We start from the raw sequence: 15,020 nt of genomic DNA on the forward strand, positions 1-15,020 counted from the left end.
CCACGATGAGAGTCTCCCTGCGCAGACGCGCGTCCGTCCCCACCGGTGCCGGGCTGGCCGGCACCGCCCGCGTCGACCCCCGGACCAAGGCGCTCACCAAGCGCCTGCGGCCCGGTGACGTCGCCGTCGTCGACCACCTCGACCTCGACCGGGTGTCCGCGGAGGCGCTGGTCGCGTGCCAGCCCGCCGCGGTGCTGAACGCGGCCCGGTCGACGTCCGGCCGGTACCCGAACCTCGGGCCCGAGATCCTGGTGACCGCGGGCGTGCCCCTCGTCGACGACCTGGGACCCGACGTGATGACCGTGCCCGAGGGCCACGTGCTGCGGGTCGTCGACGGTGCGGTCTACGACGGCGAGACGCTCGTCGCCGAGGGCGTGCTGCAGACGCCCGAGTCCGTCGCGGCCACGATGGAGGAGGCCCGCGCCGGGCTCTCGGTCCAGCTCGAGTCCTTCGCCGCCAACACGATGGACTACCTGCGGCGGGAGCGGGACCTGCTCCTCGACGGTGTCGGGGTCCCCGACATCGACACCGTCATCGACGGCCGGCAGGTGCTCATCGTGGTGCGCGGGTACCACTACAAGGAGGACCTGGTCACGCTCCGGTCGTACATCCGTGAGTACCGTCCGGTGCTCATCGGCGTCGACGGGGGAGCGGACGCGATCCTCGACGCCGGCTGGCGGCCCGACATGATCGTCGGCGACATGGACTCCGTCTCGGACCGCTCGCTGCGGTGCGGGGCGGAGATCGTCGTGCACGCGTACCGGGACGGCCGCGCCCCCGGCCTGGCGCGCGTCGAGCAGCTCGGCGTCCCCCACGTGGTGTTCCCCGCCACGGGCACGAGCGAGGACGTGGCGATGCTCCTCGCCGACGACAAGGGCGCCGAGCTCATCGTCGCCGTGGGCACGCACGCCACGCTGGTCGAGTTCCTCGACAAGGGGCGGGCCGGCATGGCCAGCACCTTCCTGACCCGTCTGCGCGTCGGCGGCAAGCTCATCGACGCCAAGGGCGTCTCCCGGCTGTACCAGCACCGGATCTCGAACCTCCAGCTCACGCTGCTCGTCCTCGCCGGGCTCTTCGCCCTCGGTGTGGCGCTGGCGTCGACCGCCGCCGGGCAGACGCTGCTCGGGCTCACCGGCGCCCGCATCGACGACATGGTCTCGTGGGTGCGCTCGCTGCTGAGCGGCGCGCCATGACCCTCCGCCCCGGGCCGGCCGCGCCGGCCCTCACGTCCGCCTGCCCGTGCGCCCCCCGGGGCGCGTCCGACCGAGAGCGCCCCCTGTGATCGACTTCCGGTACCACCTCGTCTCCCTGATCTCCGTGTTCCTCGCGCTCGCGGTCGGCATCGCCCTCGGCGCCGGTCCGCTGGAGGAGACCATCGGGGAGACCCTCACCGGCCAGGTCGAGGTGCTGCGCGTCGAGAAGGACGAGCTGCGCGCCGCCCTCGACGCCACGGAGAACGACCTGGCGGCGTCCAACGCGTTCGCCGACGCGTCGGGCGAGCGGATGCTCGTCGGCGCGCTGCCCGAGCGTCGCGTCGCGGTCGTCGTCCTCGGCGAGGTGCCCGAGGAGCGGCTGACCGCGATCGACGACCGGCTCGCGCAGGCGGGCGCCGACGTGACGACCGTCGTGACGCTCGCCCCTGCCTGGACCGACCCGGACGCGCAGACGTTCCGCGACGCGCTCGCCAGCCCGCTCGTGGACCTGCTCGCGGAGCCGCCGGCCCAGGACGCCGGGACCGAGGCCGTGCTCGCCGACGCCCTGGTCGAGGCGCTGTCGGTGGCGGACCCCGCCGACCCCGACGCCCCCTCGGCGGACGCCGCCGCCCTGCTCGACCTGCTCGCGACCGGCGACGAGCCGCTCCTCACCGTGCAGGGCGACGCGGGTGCTCCCGCCGACGCGCTCGTCGTGCTCGCCGCCGACCCCGTGGTGCCGGACGAGGAGTCGCCGGCCGCGGAGACCGCCACGGAGGGCGTCTCGGCGCAGCTCGCCGTGCTCGACGCGGCGGCCCGCCTCACGGAGGGCGTCGTGCTCGCCGACGGCCCGCGGACCGCGGACAGCCTGACGACCGCTGTGATCGGCGGGGACCTCGCCGGCACGGTGACGACGGTCCAGCGGGTCGACCAGGTCGTCGGTCAGGTGCTCGTCCCCCTCGCGCTCGCCGCGGACATCGCCGGCGAGACCGGGCACCACGGCTACGGCGACGACCTCACCGTGCTGCCGCCCGCCGTCGAGCTGGCGCCCGTGGACCGCAGCGTCGAGGGTGCCGGCACCGAGCAGGGCGAGGCGACGCAGGGCGACCAGTGAGCGGGCCGACCCGTCGGCTCCTCGCGGGCGTCGCCGCCGCCGTCGCGACCGGCGTCACGCGCGGCGCGCTGGACGCCCAGCCGCCGGGTGGCGCGCACGTGTGGGTGCGCACGAACCACCGTGGCGAGCCCGTGAGCATGCTCGAGGGCCCGGCGGTCGCCGCAGGGCTGCTGGCCGGGTCCCTCGTGGGTGCGGGGTCGTGGCGGGCCGCCGCGGCGACGGGTGTCGCCGTGACCGGTGCCGCGACGTTCGGGCTCGTCGACGACCTCGGCGAGGACACGAGCACGCGCGCCAAGGGCCTGCGGGGGCACCTCGGCGCGCTCCGGGAGGGCAGGCTGACGACGGGCGCGCTCAAGGTCCTCGGCATCGGCGCGACCGCCCTGCTGGCCGCCGCCGTCGCGCCCGACCGTGACCGCACGTCCGCCGCGCGGGCGCCACGGACGCTGCGCGCCGCCGACGTGCTCACCTCCGGGGCGCTCGTGGCCGGCACCGCGAACCTGCTCAACCTGCTCGACCTGCGACCGGGCCGCGCCCTGAAGGCCTCGGCCCTGCTCGTGGCGCCGCTCGTCGCCACGCGCGGCGGCGGTGTCGCCGCAGCGGTCCTCGGCGCGGGCACCGGGGCGATCGAGCAGGACCTCGACGAGACCGACATGCTCGGCGACGGCGGTGCCAACGCCCTCGGTGCCGCGGTCGGCACCGCCCTGGTGCTCGGGGCCCCCCGGCGGGTCCGTCTCGCCGCGCTCGCGGCCGTGGTCGCGCTGACCCTCGCGAGCGAGCGGATCAGCTTCACGCAGGTCATCGCACGCACCCCGGGCCTGCGCGAGCTCGACGCGTGGGGCCGTCGGCCCGCGCACGTGCCCGGTGCCGGGCCGACCGACCCCGTCGGCGAGGAGCCCGCCGGCACGCACGACCCGGCATGAGGCGCCCCGGGCGGGCCGTGCAGGGGCTGCTCGGGGCGGCGGCCCTGATCGCCGTCGTCACGGTGGTCAGCCGCGTCCTGGGCCTCGTGCGGCTCCTGGTGCAGTCGGGGACCGTCGGCGCCGACGAGATCGCCGACGCCTACAACGCGGCGAACGTGCTGCCGAACATCCTCTTCGAGGCCGCCGCCGGCGGGGCGCTCGCCGGCGCGGTGGTCCCCCTGCTCGCGGGGCCGGTGGCCGGCGCCGACCGCGAGCAGGTGTCGCGGATCACGTCGGCGGCGCTCGGCTGGGCCCTGACCGTGCTCGTGCCCGTCGGCGTGCTGCTCGCGCTCGCGTCCGGCGTCGTCGCCGACGTCGCGACGGACGACCCCGCGACCGCTGCGATGGTCCGGTACCTCGTCCTGGTGTTCTCCGTCCAGGTGCCCCTCTACGGCGTCGCGGTGCTGCTGTACGGCGTCCTGCAGGCGCACCACCGGTTCTTCTGGCCCGCGTTCGCGCCCGTGCTCAACTCCCTCGTCGTCATCACCGCCTACACGGTGTACGGGGTCATGGCCGACGGTGAGGTCCGCGACCCGACCGGCCTGCCCGCGGGAGCAGTCGACGTGCTCGCGTGGGGCACGACGGCGGGTGTCGCGGCCATGTGCCTGCCGATGCTCGTACCCGTGCGGCGGCTCGGCGTGCGGCTGCGCCCGACCTGGCGCTTCCCTGCCGGCACCGGTCCGCGGTTCCGTGCCCTGGCGCTCGCCGGGGTGGGCGCCGTCGCCGCCCAGCAGCTGTCCGTCGCGGTCGTCTGGGCGCTCGCGAACTCCCGGCTGCCGGGCGAGGGGCAGGGCTACACGGCGTTCCTGTACGCCCAGCAGGTGTACCTGCTGCCGTACGCGGTGCTCGTCGTCCCCCTGGCGACCTCGACGTTCCCGCGGATCGCCGCCCACGTCGCGGCCGCGGACCGCACGCGCCTCGCCGCGCTCTCGGCCGTGACCACGCGCGCGGTGCTCGCCGCAGCCGTGCTCGGTGCCGCTGCGGTCCTCGCCGGGGGGCCGGCCGTGGCCACGGTCTTCGCCGCGTTCGCCGAGCAGCCCGGCGTCGTCGGCGCCATGGGCTCGACGCTCGACTGGATGGCGCCCGGCGTCGTCGGGCTCGCCGTGCTCTTCCACGTCTCCCGCACGCTCTACGCCCTCGAGCGCTCCCGGTCGGCGGTGGCGGTGAACGCGTGCGGGTGGCTCGTCGTCGCGCTCACGGCCGTCGTCCTCGTCGCGCGGGCGGACGCGGACGGCGTCCTGGCCGCGCTCGGCCAGGCCACCACGGTCGGCATGGCGGCCGGCGCCGTCGCCGCCGTCATGGCCCTGCGGCGTGCCGTGGGCGGTGCGGCGCTCGCCGGCCTGCCCCGCACCGTCGTGGTGAGCGTCGCCGGCGCGGCGCTCGGCGCACCGCTCGGGCGGTGGGTCGCCGGGACCGTCCTCGACCTCACGGGGCACGGCGCCGTCAGCGCGACCGGGGCGGCCGCAGGAGGAGCGGTCGTGGCCGCTGCGGTGGTGGCCGCCGCCGTCGTGCTGGCCGACCGCTCCACGCTGCAGGCCGTCGCCGCCGGCGGGTCGTCGGCCGGCGCGCCGGCGGCCGGCCCGTCGGCGCCCGCCGGGCGCTGACCCCGGGGCCCTGGAGGTCACCGACCGTCCGGCCGGGCGCGGCCCGACCACGCCTCGACGCGCCGACCCGACCACCCGGCGGCGCGCCGGGGCGGCCGTCCCGCGGAGGCACGGGACGTGGCGTCCCGGGTCCCGGCCGTGCGTCCGGTAGGGTGGAAGCCCGTGACAGAGCGCGCGTACCGACTCTCCGGGCGGTCGGACTCCCTGACCCGGCACATCTTCGTCACGGGGGGCGTCGCCTCCTCTCTCGGCAAGGGCCTGACGGCCAGCAGCCTCGGTCGGCTTCTGCGGTCCCGCGGCCTGCGGGTCACGATGCAGAAGCTCGACCCGTACCTCAACGTCGACCCGGGCACGATGAACCCGTTCCAGCACGGTGAGGTCTTCGTCACCGAGGACGGCGCCGAGACGGACCTCGACGTCGGCCACTACGAGCGGTTCCTCGACGTCGACCTCGTCGGCTCGGCGAACGTCACGACCGGCCAGGTGTACTCGCACGTGATCGCCAAGGAGCGGCGCGGGGAGTACCTCGGCGACACGGTCCAGGTGATCCCGCACATCACGGACGAGATCAAGGCCCGCATGCGCTCGCAGGCCGGGGACGACGTCGACGTCGTCATCACCGAGATCGGCGGGACCGTCGGCGACATCGAGTCCCAGCCGTTCCTCGAGGCCGCCCGCCAGGTCCGCCACGACCTCGGCCGCGACAACGTGTTCTTCCTGCACGTGTCGCTGGTGCCGTACATCGGCCCGTCCGGCGAGCTCAAGACCAAGCCGACCCAGCACTCCGTGGCGGCGCTGCGCAGCATCGGCATCCAGCCCGACGCGATCGTGCTGCGCGCCGACCGGGACGTGCCCGAGGCCACCAAGCGCAAGATCGCGCTCATGTGCGACGTCGACCAGCAGGGCGTCGTCACCGCGAAGGACGCCCCGAGCATCTACGACATCCCGCGCGTGCTGCACGCCGAGGGCCTCGACGCGTACGTCGTCCAGCGCCTCGGCCTGCCGTTCCGCGACGTCGACTGGAGCGGCTGGGAGGACCTGCTGCGGCGCGTGCACGAGCCCGCGCACCAGCTCGAGATCGCGCTCGTCGGCAAGTACATCGACCTGCCCGACGCCTACCTGTCCGTGACGGAGGCGCTGCGGGCCGGCGGCTTCCACCACGACGCCAAGGTCACGATCCGCTGGGTGCGCTCGGACGACTGCCAGACCCCGCAGGGCGCCCAGGAGGCGCTCGGCGGCGTCGACGCCGTGCTCGTGCCCGGCGGGTTCGGGGTGCGCGGCATCGAGGGCAAGCTCGGGGCGCTGCGCTGGGCCCGCGAGCAGCAGGTCCCGACCCTCGGGCTGTGCCTCGGCCTGCAGTGCATGGTCATCGAGTACGCCCGCAACGTCGTCGGCCTCGAGGGCGCGTCGTCGTCCGAGTTCGACCCGGGCACGGGCGACGCGGTCATCGCGACGATGGACGAGCAGCTCGCCATCGTCGACGGCGGCGGCGACCTCGGCGGGACCATGCGCCTGGGTGCGTACGACGCCCGCCTCGCGCCCGGCTCGGTCGTGGCCGAGGTCTACGGCACCGAGCGGGTCTCCGAGCGGCACCGGCACCGCTACGAGGTGAACAACGCGTACCGCGACAAGCTCGAGGACGCCGGCCTGGTCATCTCCGGCGTGTCCCCGGACACCTCGCTGGTCGAGTTCGTCGAGCTGCCGCGCGAGGTGCACCCGTACTACGTGGCCACGCAGGCGCACCCCGAGTTCAAGTCCCGCCCCACGCGGGCGCACCCGCTGTTCGCCGGGCTCGTGGGCGCCGCGCTGGCCCGCCGGGCCGGCGCGTGAGCACGACCGCCGGCGGCGGGCCGGTGCTCGGCGACTCCCCGCGCTCGCGGGAGGTCGTCGAGCACCGGGTCCTGCACGCGGGTCGGATCTTCGACCTCGTGCAGGACACCGTGCGGCTGGACGACGGCGACGTGGTGCGCGAGTACGTCGCGCACCCCGGGGCGGTCGCCGTGGTCGCCCTCGACGCGCAGGACCGGGTGCTGCTGCTCCAGCAGTACCGGCACCCCGTGCGGCACGAGCTCTGGGAGCTGCCGGCCGGGCTGCGGGACGTGCCCGACGAGGACCTCGTCGTCGCCGCCGCGCGCGAGCTCGCCGAGGAGGCGGACCTCCAGGCGGCCCGCTGGTGGACGCTGACGGAGTTCTGCAGCTCCCCGGGCGCGACGGACGAGCGCGTCGTGGTGTTCCTCGCCCGGGACCTCAGCGCGGTCCCCGAGGCCCACCGGCACGCGCGCACCGAGGAGGAGGCGGGCATGGTGCCCCGCTGGGTGCCGCTCGACGACGCCGTCGAGGCGGTGCTCGGCGGCCGGCTCCGGTCGCCGTCGACGGTCGTCGGCGTGCTGGCCGCCGCCGCCGCCCGCGCGCGGGGCTGGTCGACCCTCGGCGCGGCGACGCGCGCCTGAGCCCGGGTGCCCGGTCGGGTCAGGCGGTCGCCGGCCGGACCGGGGTGGTCCCGGCGCCGGGCCGGTCGGCAGCGGGCCCGTCGGCAGCGTGCAGGTCGGCAGCGAGCGGGCCGCGCACGCGCAGCGTCCCCACGAAGAGCGCCACAGCTGCGGTCAGCGCCGCCGCGCCGAGCATGTGCAGGTTCACCAGGGCGATCGGCAGCCCCGTGAAGTACTGGACGTAGCCGATCCCGCCCTGGGCGAGCGTGAGGACGAGCAGCCAGCCGCCGGCACGGGCCGCACGTGCGGCGCCCGGGGTGTCCGCCCGTGCCGCCAGGACCACGCGGACGAGGACGACGACGAGCAGCGCGAGGAACGTCCACACGGCCAGCGCGTGCGCGCGCGACACCGCGACGGGGTCGACCGCGAACCGGTACCCGACCTCGTCGTCCCCGGAGTGCGGCCCGGCGCCGGTGACGACCACGCCCAGGACGAGGACGACGGCCGTGAGCGCACCGAGGGGCGCGAGCATCGCGCGTGTGCCGCGGTCGACCACCGGGACGGGCTCGCCGTCGCCCTCCCGGGTGCGCACGAGCAGCCACGCGGACACCGCGACGAGGACCATCGAGATCAGGAAGTGCGAGCCGACGACGGCCGGGTGCAGCTCGACGAGTACGGTGATGCCGCCGACGACAGCCTGCACGACGACGCCGACGAGCGGTGCGAACGCCAGCACCCGGTAGCGCACTGACCGGGTCCGGTCGAGACCGGCGAGCAGCAGGGTGGCCGCCGCGACCACGACGAGCACGCCCGTGAGGGTGCGGTTGCCGAACTCGACGAACGAGTGGATCGACATCTCCGCGTGGAAGGCGGGTGCGAACTCGCCGGGCTCGCACTCCGGCCACGTCGAGCAGCCCAGGCCCGAACCGGTCAGGCGCACCAGGCCGCCGGTGACGACGATGACGATCTGCGCGACGAGGTTCGCGACGACGGCACGCAGCGCCCAGCGGGTGCGGCGGCGGACCGGGGCGGCGGGGGGCGGGGCGGTCGTCGTGCTCACCGCCCCAGCCTAGGCCGCGACGGCCCGTCGCCCGCACCGGCACGGGCGTCGCGCCGACCACCGTGCGTCGTGGTCGCCTGCTCCGGCCTGCTGCCGGCGGCGCTCGGGCCTACTGCCAGCGGAACGTCCGGGCGGCGAGCGCACCGAGCGCGACGGTCCACCCCAGCGCGACCAGGGCCGGGACGGGCGCGAACGTCCCGTCGAGCAGCGCGGCGCGCAGCAGGTCGCCCAGGGCGCCCGAGGGGAGCCAGGGTGCGACCGCGCCGAGCGGGCCGGGCAGCGCGTCGGCCGGCACCAGCACCCCGCCCCCGAGCGCGAGCACCAGGAGCAGGAGGTTGGCCAGCGCGAGCACGGCCTCGGCGCGCAGCGTCCCGGCCACGAGCAGGGCCAGCGCCGTGAACGCGGCGGTGCCGAGCACGACGGCCACGGCGGCGGGCAGCACGCCCGCGGCGGGGACGCGCCAGCCGAGCAGCGCGGCCGCCGCGCACAGCAGCAGCACCTGCACGACCTCGACGCCGAGCACGCCGAGGACCTTGCCGGCGAGCAGCCCGCGGGGACCGAGCGGGGTCGTGGCGAGCAGCCGCAGGACGCCGTTGCGGCGGTCGAACGCCGTCGCGATGGCCTGCGACGTGAACGAGGCGGTCATCACGGCCAGCGCCAGGACGCCGGGGAGCAGGGCGTCGACCCGGCGGTGCCCGGCGGTGCCGATCTCGACGAACGTGCCGAGCGTCAGCCCGACGAGGGCCAGCACCGGGATGACGACCGTGACGAGGACCTGCTCGCCGTTGCGCAGGATGGCCCGCGTCTCGAACCGGGCCTGGGCGAGCACCCGGGCGCGTGCCGGTGCGGCGCGCGGACCGTCGTCGTGCGGTGCGACCGCCGCGGTGGGTGCGGTGCTCATCGCAGGCTCCGTCCGGTCAGCTCGAGGAAGACGTCCTCGAGGGTGCGTCGCCCGAGGTCCAGCTGCGTGAGCTGGACGCCGTGCCGCGCGAGCCACGCGGTGGCCCGCGCGACGGTCTCGGGCGTGACGGGTCCGACGAGCTCGTACGACCCCGTGGTCCGCTCCTCGACGACGTGGGAGCCGCCGAGCGCGGCTGCCAGGTCGGCGGCGACGACGGGTGTCGCGGTGCGCAGCCGGAGCCGGCCCGGCACGGCGGCGCCCGGCGAGCCGTCGGCGACGTGGGGCGACCCCGGCTGCCCGGCGGCCAGCAGCTCGGGGACGGTGCCCTGGGCGACGACCCGGCCGTGGTCGACCACGACGACGCGGTCGGCGAGCCCTTCGGCCTCCTCCATGAGGTGCGTGGTGAGCACCACCGCGACCCCGGCGTCGCGGTGCTCGCGCACGAGCTCCCACACGGCCCGGCGGGCGTGCGGGTCCATGCCCGCGCTCGGCTCGTCGAGGAACAGCACGCGGGGGCGACCGACGACGGCGACGGCGAGCGCCAGGCGCTGGCGCTGGCCGCCGGACAGGCGCCGCACGGTCGTGCGGGCGAACGCGTCCAGGCCGAGCCGCTCGACCAGCGGGGCCAGCGGGGCGGGGGAGGCGTACATCCGGGCGACGTGGGCGAGGACCTCGTGCGCCCGGGCGCCGCTGGGCAGCCCGCCGTCCTGGAGCATCACGCCGACGCGGGGCCGCAGGACGCCGGCGTCCGCGACCGGGTCCAGGCCGAGGACGCGGACGGTGCCCCCGTCCGGCCGGCGCAGGCCCTCGCAGCACTCCACCGTGGTGGTCTTCCCCGCGCCGTTGGGGCCGAGCACGGCCGTCACGGCACCGGCCTCGGCGGTCAGGTCCAGGCCGTCGACGACCGTGCGCCCGTCGTACCTCTTGACGAGCCCGGCGACCTCGACGGCGGGGGAGTGCGGCACGATCGGCGAGTCTAGGTCGTCGGGCGTGTCGACGCCGGTCACGGGCGCGAGGGGTTCGTCCGCGGCGTCCTGATCTGCCAGGATCGTCCCGGTGCACGTGCGGGTGCACCGGTGACGACGGGGGACGCGGTGGCCACGTACACGATCGACCCGACGAGCCTGCGCGAGCGGCCCGACGACGTGGGTGCGTCGTGGGCGCGCGTCGAGGAGCTGGAGGAGCTCGGCGAGCGGGGCGACGGCGAGCGCGTGGCCTGGCTGCGGATCCTGGGCGCGCTGCGCGCCGCGGAGGACCTCGCGTGGGACGACGTCGTGCGGCACGGGGGCCCGGGCGGCATGGCGGCGCTGCTGGCGTCCGGCCCGGGCGGCGTGCCGGTCTCGGCGCTGCGCCCGCTGCTGCGCCTCGCCCAGGTGCTGCACCACGCCGGCCGGCACGTGGACGCCGAGCGGGTGCTCGAGCAGGTCCGGACCGCGACGGTCACGCACCTGCACGCCCCGGGCGCGGACGAGCGTCTCGTGCGCGAGTGCTCGGCGGTCATGGCGTTCGCCGACCACGGGCAGGGCAAGGTGCTCTTCGACGCCGGCCGGCCGGCCGAGGCCGTGTCCCTGTTCCGCGCGGCCCTGGACCGGCGGCTGCGGGACGGCGCCCCCGAGGACCAGGTCGAGTCGAGCCGTCTCGCGCTGGCGGCGGCGACCCACGCGCTCCAGACGGGGACCCCCGCGGCGGCGGGTCCGGGCTTCGGCGTGCGACGGACGGCGTCCACCGGGCGGTGACGGGCGGGCGGGTCGGACGCGGAGACGTCCGTCACTGAGGTACGCCTTGCTTGCGGGGATGGATTTCGGCAACAAGGATGTTGCCGATATCGAGACGGCCGGATGCGGTCGTCGTCCCCGACCGGCGGAGGTGGCATGAGCGGGTCCGCACCCGTGGTCGTCCCGCCCGTGGACGACGCCCGGGACGAGCACGACGCCGGGACCCGCCGCCGGGTCCTGCAGATCGTGACGGCCGACGGTCCGGTCAGCGCCGCCGAGCTCGCCTCGACGCTCGAGCTCAGCGCCGCCGGCGTGCGTCGCCACCTGGCCGCGCTCGAGCAGGCCGGCCAGATCGCCCCGCACGAGGCCGCCGCCGGGCAGCGGGGGCGGGGCCGCCCCGCACGCCGGTTCGTCGTCACGGCCCTGGGGCAGGCGGCCCTCTCGCAGCGGTACGCCGAGATCGCGTCCGACGCCCTGCGCTTCCTCGCGGTCGCCGCCGGGCCCGAGGCCGTCCAGCGGTTCGCCGAGCAGCGTGTCGCCGAGCTCGAGACGCGCCACGCCGCCACGGTGGCCGCAGCAGGCGACGACGTCGGCGCCCGTGCGCAGGCGCTGGCCCGCGCGCTCGCGGACGAGGGCTACGCCGCCTCGGCCCGTCCCGTGCCCGGCGCGTCGGCCGTCCAGCTGTGCCAGGGCCACTGCCCGGTGCAGGAGGTCGCCGCGCAGTTCCCGCAGCTCTGCGAGGCCGAGACCCGGGCCTTCAGCCGGCTGCTGGGCGTGCACGTCCAGCGCCTGGCGACGCTGACCGGCGGTGGCCACGTCTGCACCACCAGCGTGCCGACCGCGCCGGCACCCGAGGCCGCGCCCCGCGCGTCGGCCACCTGAACCAGCACGCCGTACGCCCCCCGACCAGCACCACGCCCCCCGTGCACTCGACGGAAGGAACCGGAGCCATGAGCGCACCCACGGACGAGACGGCCACCCGGCCGGCCGCGGCCGAGCCGATGAGCCAGGACGAGGCCATCGCCTCGATCGGCAACTACACCTACGGCTGGCACGACCCGGACGTCGCCGGCTCCGTGGCCCGCCGCGGACTGTCCGAGGACGTCGTGCGCGACATCTCGCGGCTGAAGAACGAGCCGGAGTGGATGCTGCGCACGCGCCTGAAGTCGCTGCGCCTGTTCGACAAGAAGCCCATGCCCTGGTGGGGCGCGGACCTGTCGGGCATCGACTTCGACAACATCAAGTACTTCGTGCGCTCCACGGAGAAGCAGGCCACCAGCTGGGAGGACCTGCCCGAGGACATCAAGAACACGTACGACCGCCTCGGCATCCCCGAGGCCGAGAAGCAGCGCCTCGTCGCGGGCGTCGCCGCCCAGTACGAGTCCGAGGTCGTCTACCACCAGATCCAGGAGTCGCTGGAGGAGCAGGGAGTCGTCTTCCTCGACACCGACACCGGCCTGCGCGAGCACCCGGAGATCTTCGAGCAGTACTTCGGCTCGGTCATCCCCCCGGGCGACAACAAGTTCGCCTCGCTCAACACCGCGGTGTGGTCGGGCGGCTCGTTCGTCTACGTGCCGCCGGGCGTCCACGTCGAGATCCCGCTGCAGGCCTACTTCCGGATCAACACCGAGAACATGGGCCAGTTCGAGCGGACGCTGATCATCGCCGACGAGGGCTCCTCGGTGCACTACGTCGAGGGCTGCACCGCCCCGATCTACCAGTCGGACTCGCTGCACTCCGCGGTCGTCGAGATCATCGTCAAGAAGAACGCCCGCGTGCGGTACACGACCATCCAGAACTGGTCGAACAACGTCTACAACCTGGTGACCAAGCGCGCCACGGTCGCCGAGGGCGGCACCATGGAGTGGGTCGACGGCAACATCGGCTCCAAGGTCACGATGAAGTACCCGGCGATCTACCTGATGGGTGAGCACGCGCGCGGCGAGACGCTGTCGATCGCGTTCGCCGGCGAGGGCCAGCACCAGGACGCCGGCTCGAAGATGGTGCACGCGGCACCGCACACGTCGAGCTCGATCGTCTCGAAGTCCGTGGCGCGCGGCGGCGGGCGCACGTCGTACCGCGGTCTCGTGCAGATCCTCGAGGGCGCGGCGCACTCGGCGTCGAACGTGCTGTGCGACGCGCTGCTCGTCGACCAGATCTCCCGCTCCGACACCTACCCGTACGTCGACGTCCGCGAGGACGACGTGTCGATGGGGCACGAGGCCACGGTCTCGCGCGTGAGCGAGGACCAGCTGTTCTACCTCATGTCCCGCGGGATGGCCGAGACCGAGGCCATGGCCATGATCGTGCGCGGGTTCGTCGAGCCCATCGCGCGCGAGCTGCCCATGGAGTACGCCCTCGAGCTGAACCGCCTCATCGAGCTGCAGATGGAAGGGGCCGTCGGCTGATGACGACCACCACGAACGAGGGTGCCGCGACGGGGCTCTCGACGGACCACTCGCGCGCCGTCGCGGACGGTGCGCACACCCACGGCGTCGGGGCCGTGCCCGAGGCGTCGCGCGCGTCGCGCCGCACGAGCTTCGACCCGGCCGACCTGCCCGTGCCCACGGGGCGCGAGGAGGAGTGGCGGTTCGCGCCGGTCGACCGGTACGCGCCGCTGTTCGCCGCCGCGACCGACGGCGTGCTCACCGGGCACGGCGTGCTCACCACGGTCGTCGAGTCGCCCGAGGTCCGTGTCGAGATCGTCGACCGCGACGACGCGCGCCTGGGCACCGCCGGGCGCCCCGGGGACCGCACCGCCGTCACCTCGTGGGCATCCTTCGAGCGCTCGACGGTCGTGACCCTGCCGCGCGAGTCCGTCTCGTCGAAGGTCACCTCCGTCGTCGTCGAGGGCGTCGAGGGTGCCGGGACGGCCGAGGCGCCGCTCGACCCGACCGCCTCGCACCTGCTGGTCCACGCCGAGCCGCTGTCGCAGGGCACGGTCGTCATCGACCACGTCGGGCACGCGATGCTGTCCGAGACCGTCGAGATCGTCGCCGAGGACGGTGCGCACCTGACCGTCGTCTCGGTCCACGACTGGGCGCCGGGCTCCGTGCACGCCGCCAGCCACCGTCTGCGCATCGGCCGCGACGCGACGGTCAAGCACATCGTGGTCACGCTCGGCGGCGACGCCGTGCGCGTCACGCCCGACACCGAGTTCGTCGGCGAGGGTGCGTCGGTCACCGCGCTCGGGCTGTACTTCGCCGACGCGGACCAGCACCAGGAGCACCGGCTCTTCGTCGACCACGCCGTGCCCAGCTGCGTCTCCCGCGTCACCTACAAGGGCGCGCTGCAGGGCCAGGGCGCGCACACGGTGTGGGTCGGCGACGTGCTGATCCGCGCCGCGGCCGAGGGCACGGACACGTACGAGCTGAACCGCAACCTCGTCCTGACCGACGGCGCCCGCGCCGACTCGGTGCCGAACCTCGAGATCGAGACCGGCGTCATCGAGGGGGCGGGCCACGCGAGCGCGACCGGCCGCTTCGACGACGAGCAGCTGTTCTACCTGCGTGCGCGCGGCATCCCCGAGGCCGACGCCCGTCGCCTCGTGGTCCGCGGGTTCTTCGCCGAGCTGATCGCCGAGATCGGGGTGCCCGAGGTCGAGGAGCGGCTGCTGGCGTCCATCGAGGCCGAGCTGGAGAAGTCGATGAGCGAGCTCACCGGCGCCCCGGCCACGGTCGAGGGCGGCGAGGCCGCCGCGACCACCGCATGAGCGCGCAGCTGGCCTGCCTGACCGGCGACGTGCCCGTCGCCGGCACGCTGCGCGTCGAGCTCGAGGGCGAGGGCGGACCCGTCGAGGTCGCCGTCGTGCGCGACGAGACCGGCGAGTGGCACGCGATCAGCGACGTGTGCTCGCACGGTGCCGTCTCCCTGTCCGAGGGCGAGGTCGAGGGCTGCTCGGTGGAGTGCTGGCTGCACGGGTCGAGGTTCGACCTGCGCAGCGGCAAGCCGCTGTCGCCCCCCGCCGTGCGCCCCGTCCCCGTCTACCCCGTGACCGTCGACGGCGAGCGTGTGCTCGTCGACGTCGACGCCCCGCTCTGACCCCGAG

At 75.4% G+C, this 15,020-nt stretch carries 14 protein-coding genes; 11 read left to right on the forward strand and 3 right to left on the reverse strand.

The genetic code is table 11. From position 1 onward, the window contains the following. Positions 1-5 precede the first annotated feature (5 nt). The 6 genes from steA (at position 6) to BKA21_RS00345 (ending at position 7,317) form a co-directional block, all read left to right on the forward strand. Complete coding sequence (steA, locus tag BKA21_RS00320; protein ID WP_140459135.1) at positions 6-1,193, forward strand: putative cytokinetic ring protein SteA; 1,188 nt, start codon at positions 6-8, stop codon at positions 1,191-1,193. Between the two features lie 85 nt (positions 1,194-1,278). After that, on the forward strand, positions 1,279-2,304 hold the full coding sequence (locus tag BKA21_RS00325; protein WP_140459134.1) for a copper transporter: 1,026 nt from the start codon (positions 1,279-1,281) through the stop codon (positions 2,302-2,304). Next, positions 2,301-3,224, forward strand: coding sequence for a hypothetical protein (locus tag BKA21_RS00330; protein WP_140459133.1), 924 nt, complete (start codon positions 2,301-2,303; stop codon positions 3,222-3,224). The genes BKA21_RS00325 and BKA21_RS00330 overlap by 4 nt, the downstream gene beginning before the upstream one ends. Then, the gene (murJ, locus tag BKA21_RS00335; protein WP_140459132.1) at positions 3,221-4,867 is read left to right on the forward strand and encodes a murein biosynthesis integral membrane protein MurJ; all 1,647 of its coding nucleotides are present in this window, start codon (positions 3,221-3,223) and stop codon (positions 4,865-4,867) included. Before BKA21_RS00330 ends, murJ begins: the two co-directional genes overlap by 4 nt. A 162-nt stretch (positions 4,868-5,029) precedes the next feature. After that, positions 5,030-6,697 carry a CTP synthase gene (pyrG, locus tag BKA21_RS00340; RefSeq protein WP_140459131.1) on the forward strand — a complete coding sequence of 556 codons (1,668 nt, stop codon included), beginning with the start codon at positions 5,030-5,032 and terminating at the stop codon, positions 6,695-6,697. Further along, on the forward strand, positions 6,694-7,317 hold the full coding sequence (locus BKA21_RS00345; RefSeq protein WP_239072762.1) for an NUDIX domain-containing protein: 624 nt from the start codon (positions 6,694-6,696) through the stop codon (positions 7,315-7,317). Before pyrG ends, BKA21_RS00345 begins: the two co-directional genes overlap by 4 nt. A gap of 19 nt (positions 7,318-7,336) precedes the next feature. On the opposite strand, the gene BKA21_RS00350 is transcribed toward BKA21_RS00345, so the two are convergent. The 3 genes from BKA21_RS00350 to BKA21_RS00360 all read right to left on the reverse strand — a co-directional run bounded on the left by BKA21_RS00350 (position 7,337) and on the right by BKA21_RS00360 (position 10,222). Next, entirely contained in the window at positions 7,337-8,356 is a 1,020-nt protein-coding gene (locus BKA21_RS00350) for a COX15/CtaA family protein (protein WP_140459130.1), read from the reverse strand. A gap of 109 nt (positions 8,357-8,465) precedes the next feature. Then, positions 8,466-9,257: an ABC transporter permease gene (locus BKA21_RS00355; RefSeq protein WP_140459129.1), complete on the reverse strand. Its 792-nt coding sequence runs from the start codon at positions 9,255-9,257 to the stop codon at positions 8,466-8,468. Next, positions 9,254-10,222 (reverse strand): ABC transporter ATP-binding protein, encoded by a 969-nt coding sequence (locus BKA21_RS00360; protein ID WP_140459128.1) that lies wholly within the window; start codon positions 10,220-10,222, stop codon positions 9,254-9,256. The genes BKA21_RS00355 and BKA21_RS00360 overlap by 4 nt, the downstream gene beginning before the upstream one ends. Positions 10,223-10,333: 111 nt before the next feature. Between BKA21_RS00360 and BKA21_RS00365 the strand changes: the two genes are divergently transcribed. From BKA21_RS00365 to BKA21_RS00385, 5 genes are all read left to right on the forward strand, one after another. Beyond that, on the forward strand, positions 10,334-10,993 hold the full coding sequence (locus BKA21_RS00365) for a tetratricopeptide repeat protein (RefSeq protein WP_140459127.1): 660 nt from the start codon (positions 10,334-10,336) through the stop codon (positions 10,991-10,993). A gap of 135 nt (positions 10,994-11,128) precedes the next feature. Then, the gene (locus BKA21_RS00370; protein ID WP_140459126.1) at positions 11,129-11,854 is read left to right on the forward strand and encodes a helix-turn-helix transcriptional regulator; all 726 of its coding nucleotides are present in this window, start codon (positions 11,129-11,131) and stop codon (positions 11,852-11,854) included. Positions 11,855-11,922: 68 nt separating this feature from the next. Further along, the gene (sufB, locus tag BKA21_RS00375) at positions 11,923-13,380 is read left to right on the forward strand and encodes a Fe-S cluster assembly protein SufB (protein WP_140459125.1); all 1,458 of its coding nucleotides are present in this window, start codon (positions 11,923-11,925) and stop codon (positions 13,378-13,380) included. Further along, positions 13,380-14,684 (forward strand): Fe-S cluster assembly protein SufD, encoded by a 1,305-nt coding sequence (sufD, locus tag BKA21_RS00380; RefSeq protein WP_140459124.1) that lies wholly within the window; start codon positions 13,380-13,382, stop codon positions 14,682-14,684. Before sufB ends, sufD begins: the two co-directional genes overlap by 1 nt. Beyond that, on the forward strand, positions 14,681-15,013 hold the full coding sequence (locus tag BKA21_RS00385; protein ID WP_140459123.1) for a non-heme iron oxygenase ferredoxin subunit: 333 nt from the start codon (positions 14,681-14,683) through the stop codon (positions 15,011-15,013). The genes sufD and BKA21_RS00385 overlap by 4 nt, the downstream gene beginning before the upstream one ends. The last annotated feature ends 7 nt before the right edge of the window (positions 15,014-15,020 follow it).

This window comes from Cellulomonas oligotrophica (assembly GCF_013409875.1).
In the GTDB taxonomy this organism is placed as follows: Bacteria; Actinomycetota; Actinomycetes; order Actinomycetales; family Cellulomonadaceae; genus Cellulomonas; species Cellulomonas oligotrophica.

What these genes read in the sequence shown, in the direction of transcription:
- steA (WP_140459135.1), top strand. Translation starts at nt 6, where the DNA reads ATGAGAGTCTCCCTGCGCAGACGCGCGTCCGTCCCCACCGGTGCCGGG.
- murJ (WP_140459132.1), top strand. Translation starts at nt 3,221, where the DNA reads ATGAGGCGCCCCGGGCGGGCCGTGCAGGGGCTGCTCGGGGCGGCGGCC.
- BKA21_RS00355 (WP_140459129.1), bottom strand. Translation starts at nt 9,257, where the DNA reads ATGAGCACCGCACCCACCGCGGCGGTCGCACCGCACGACGACGGTCCG.
- BKA21_RS00370 (WP_140459126.1), top strand. Translation starts at nt 11,129, where the DNA reads ATGAGCGGGTCCGCACCCGTGGTCGTCCCGCCCGTGGACGACGCCCGG.
- sufB (WP_140459125.1), top strand. Translation starts at nt 11,923, where the DNA reads ATGAGCGCACCCACGGACGAGACGGCCACCCGGCCGGCCGCGGCCGAG.
- sufD (WP_140459124.1), top strand. Translation starts at nt 13,380, where the DNA reads ATGACGACCACCACGAACGAGGGTGCCGCGACGGGGCTCTCGACGGAC.
- BKA21_RS00385 (WP_140459123.1), top strand. Translation starts at nt 14,681, where the DNA reads ATGAGCGCGCAGCTGGCCTGCCTGACCGGCGACGTGCCCGTCGCCGGC.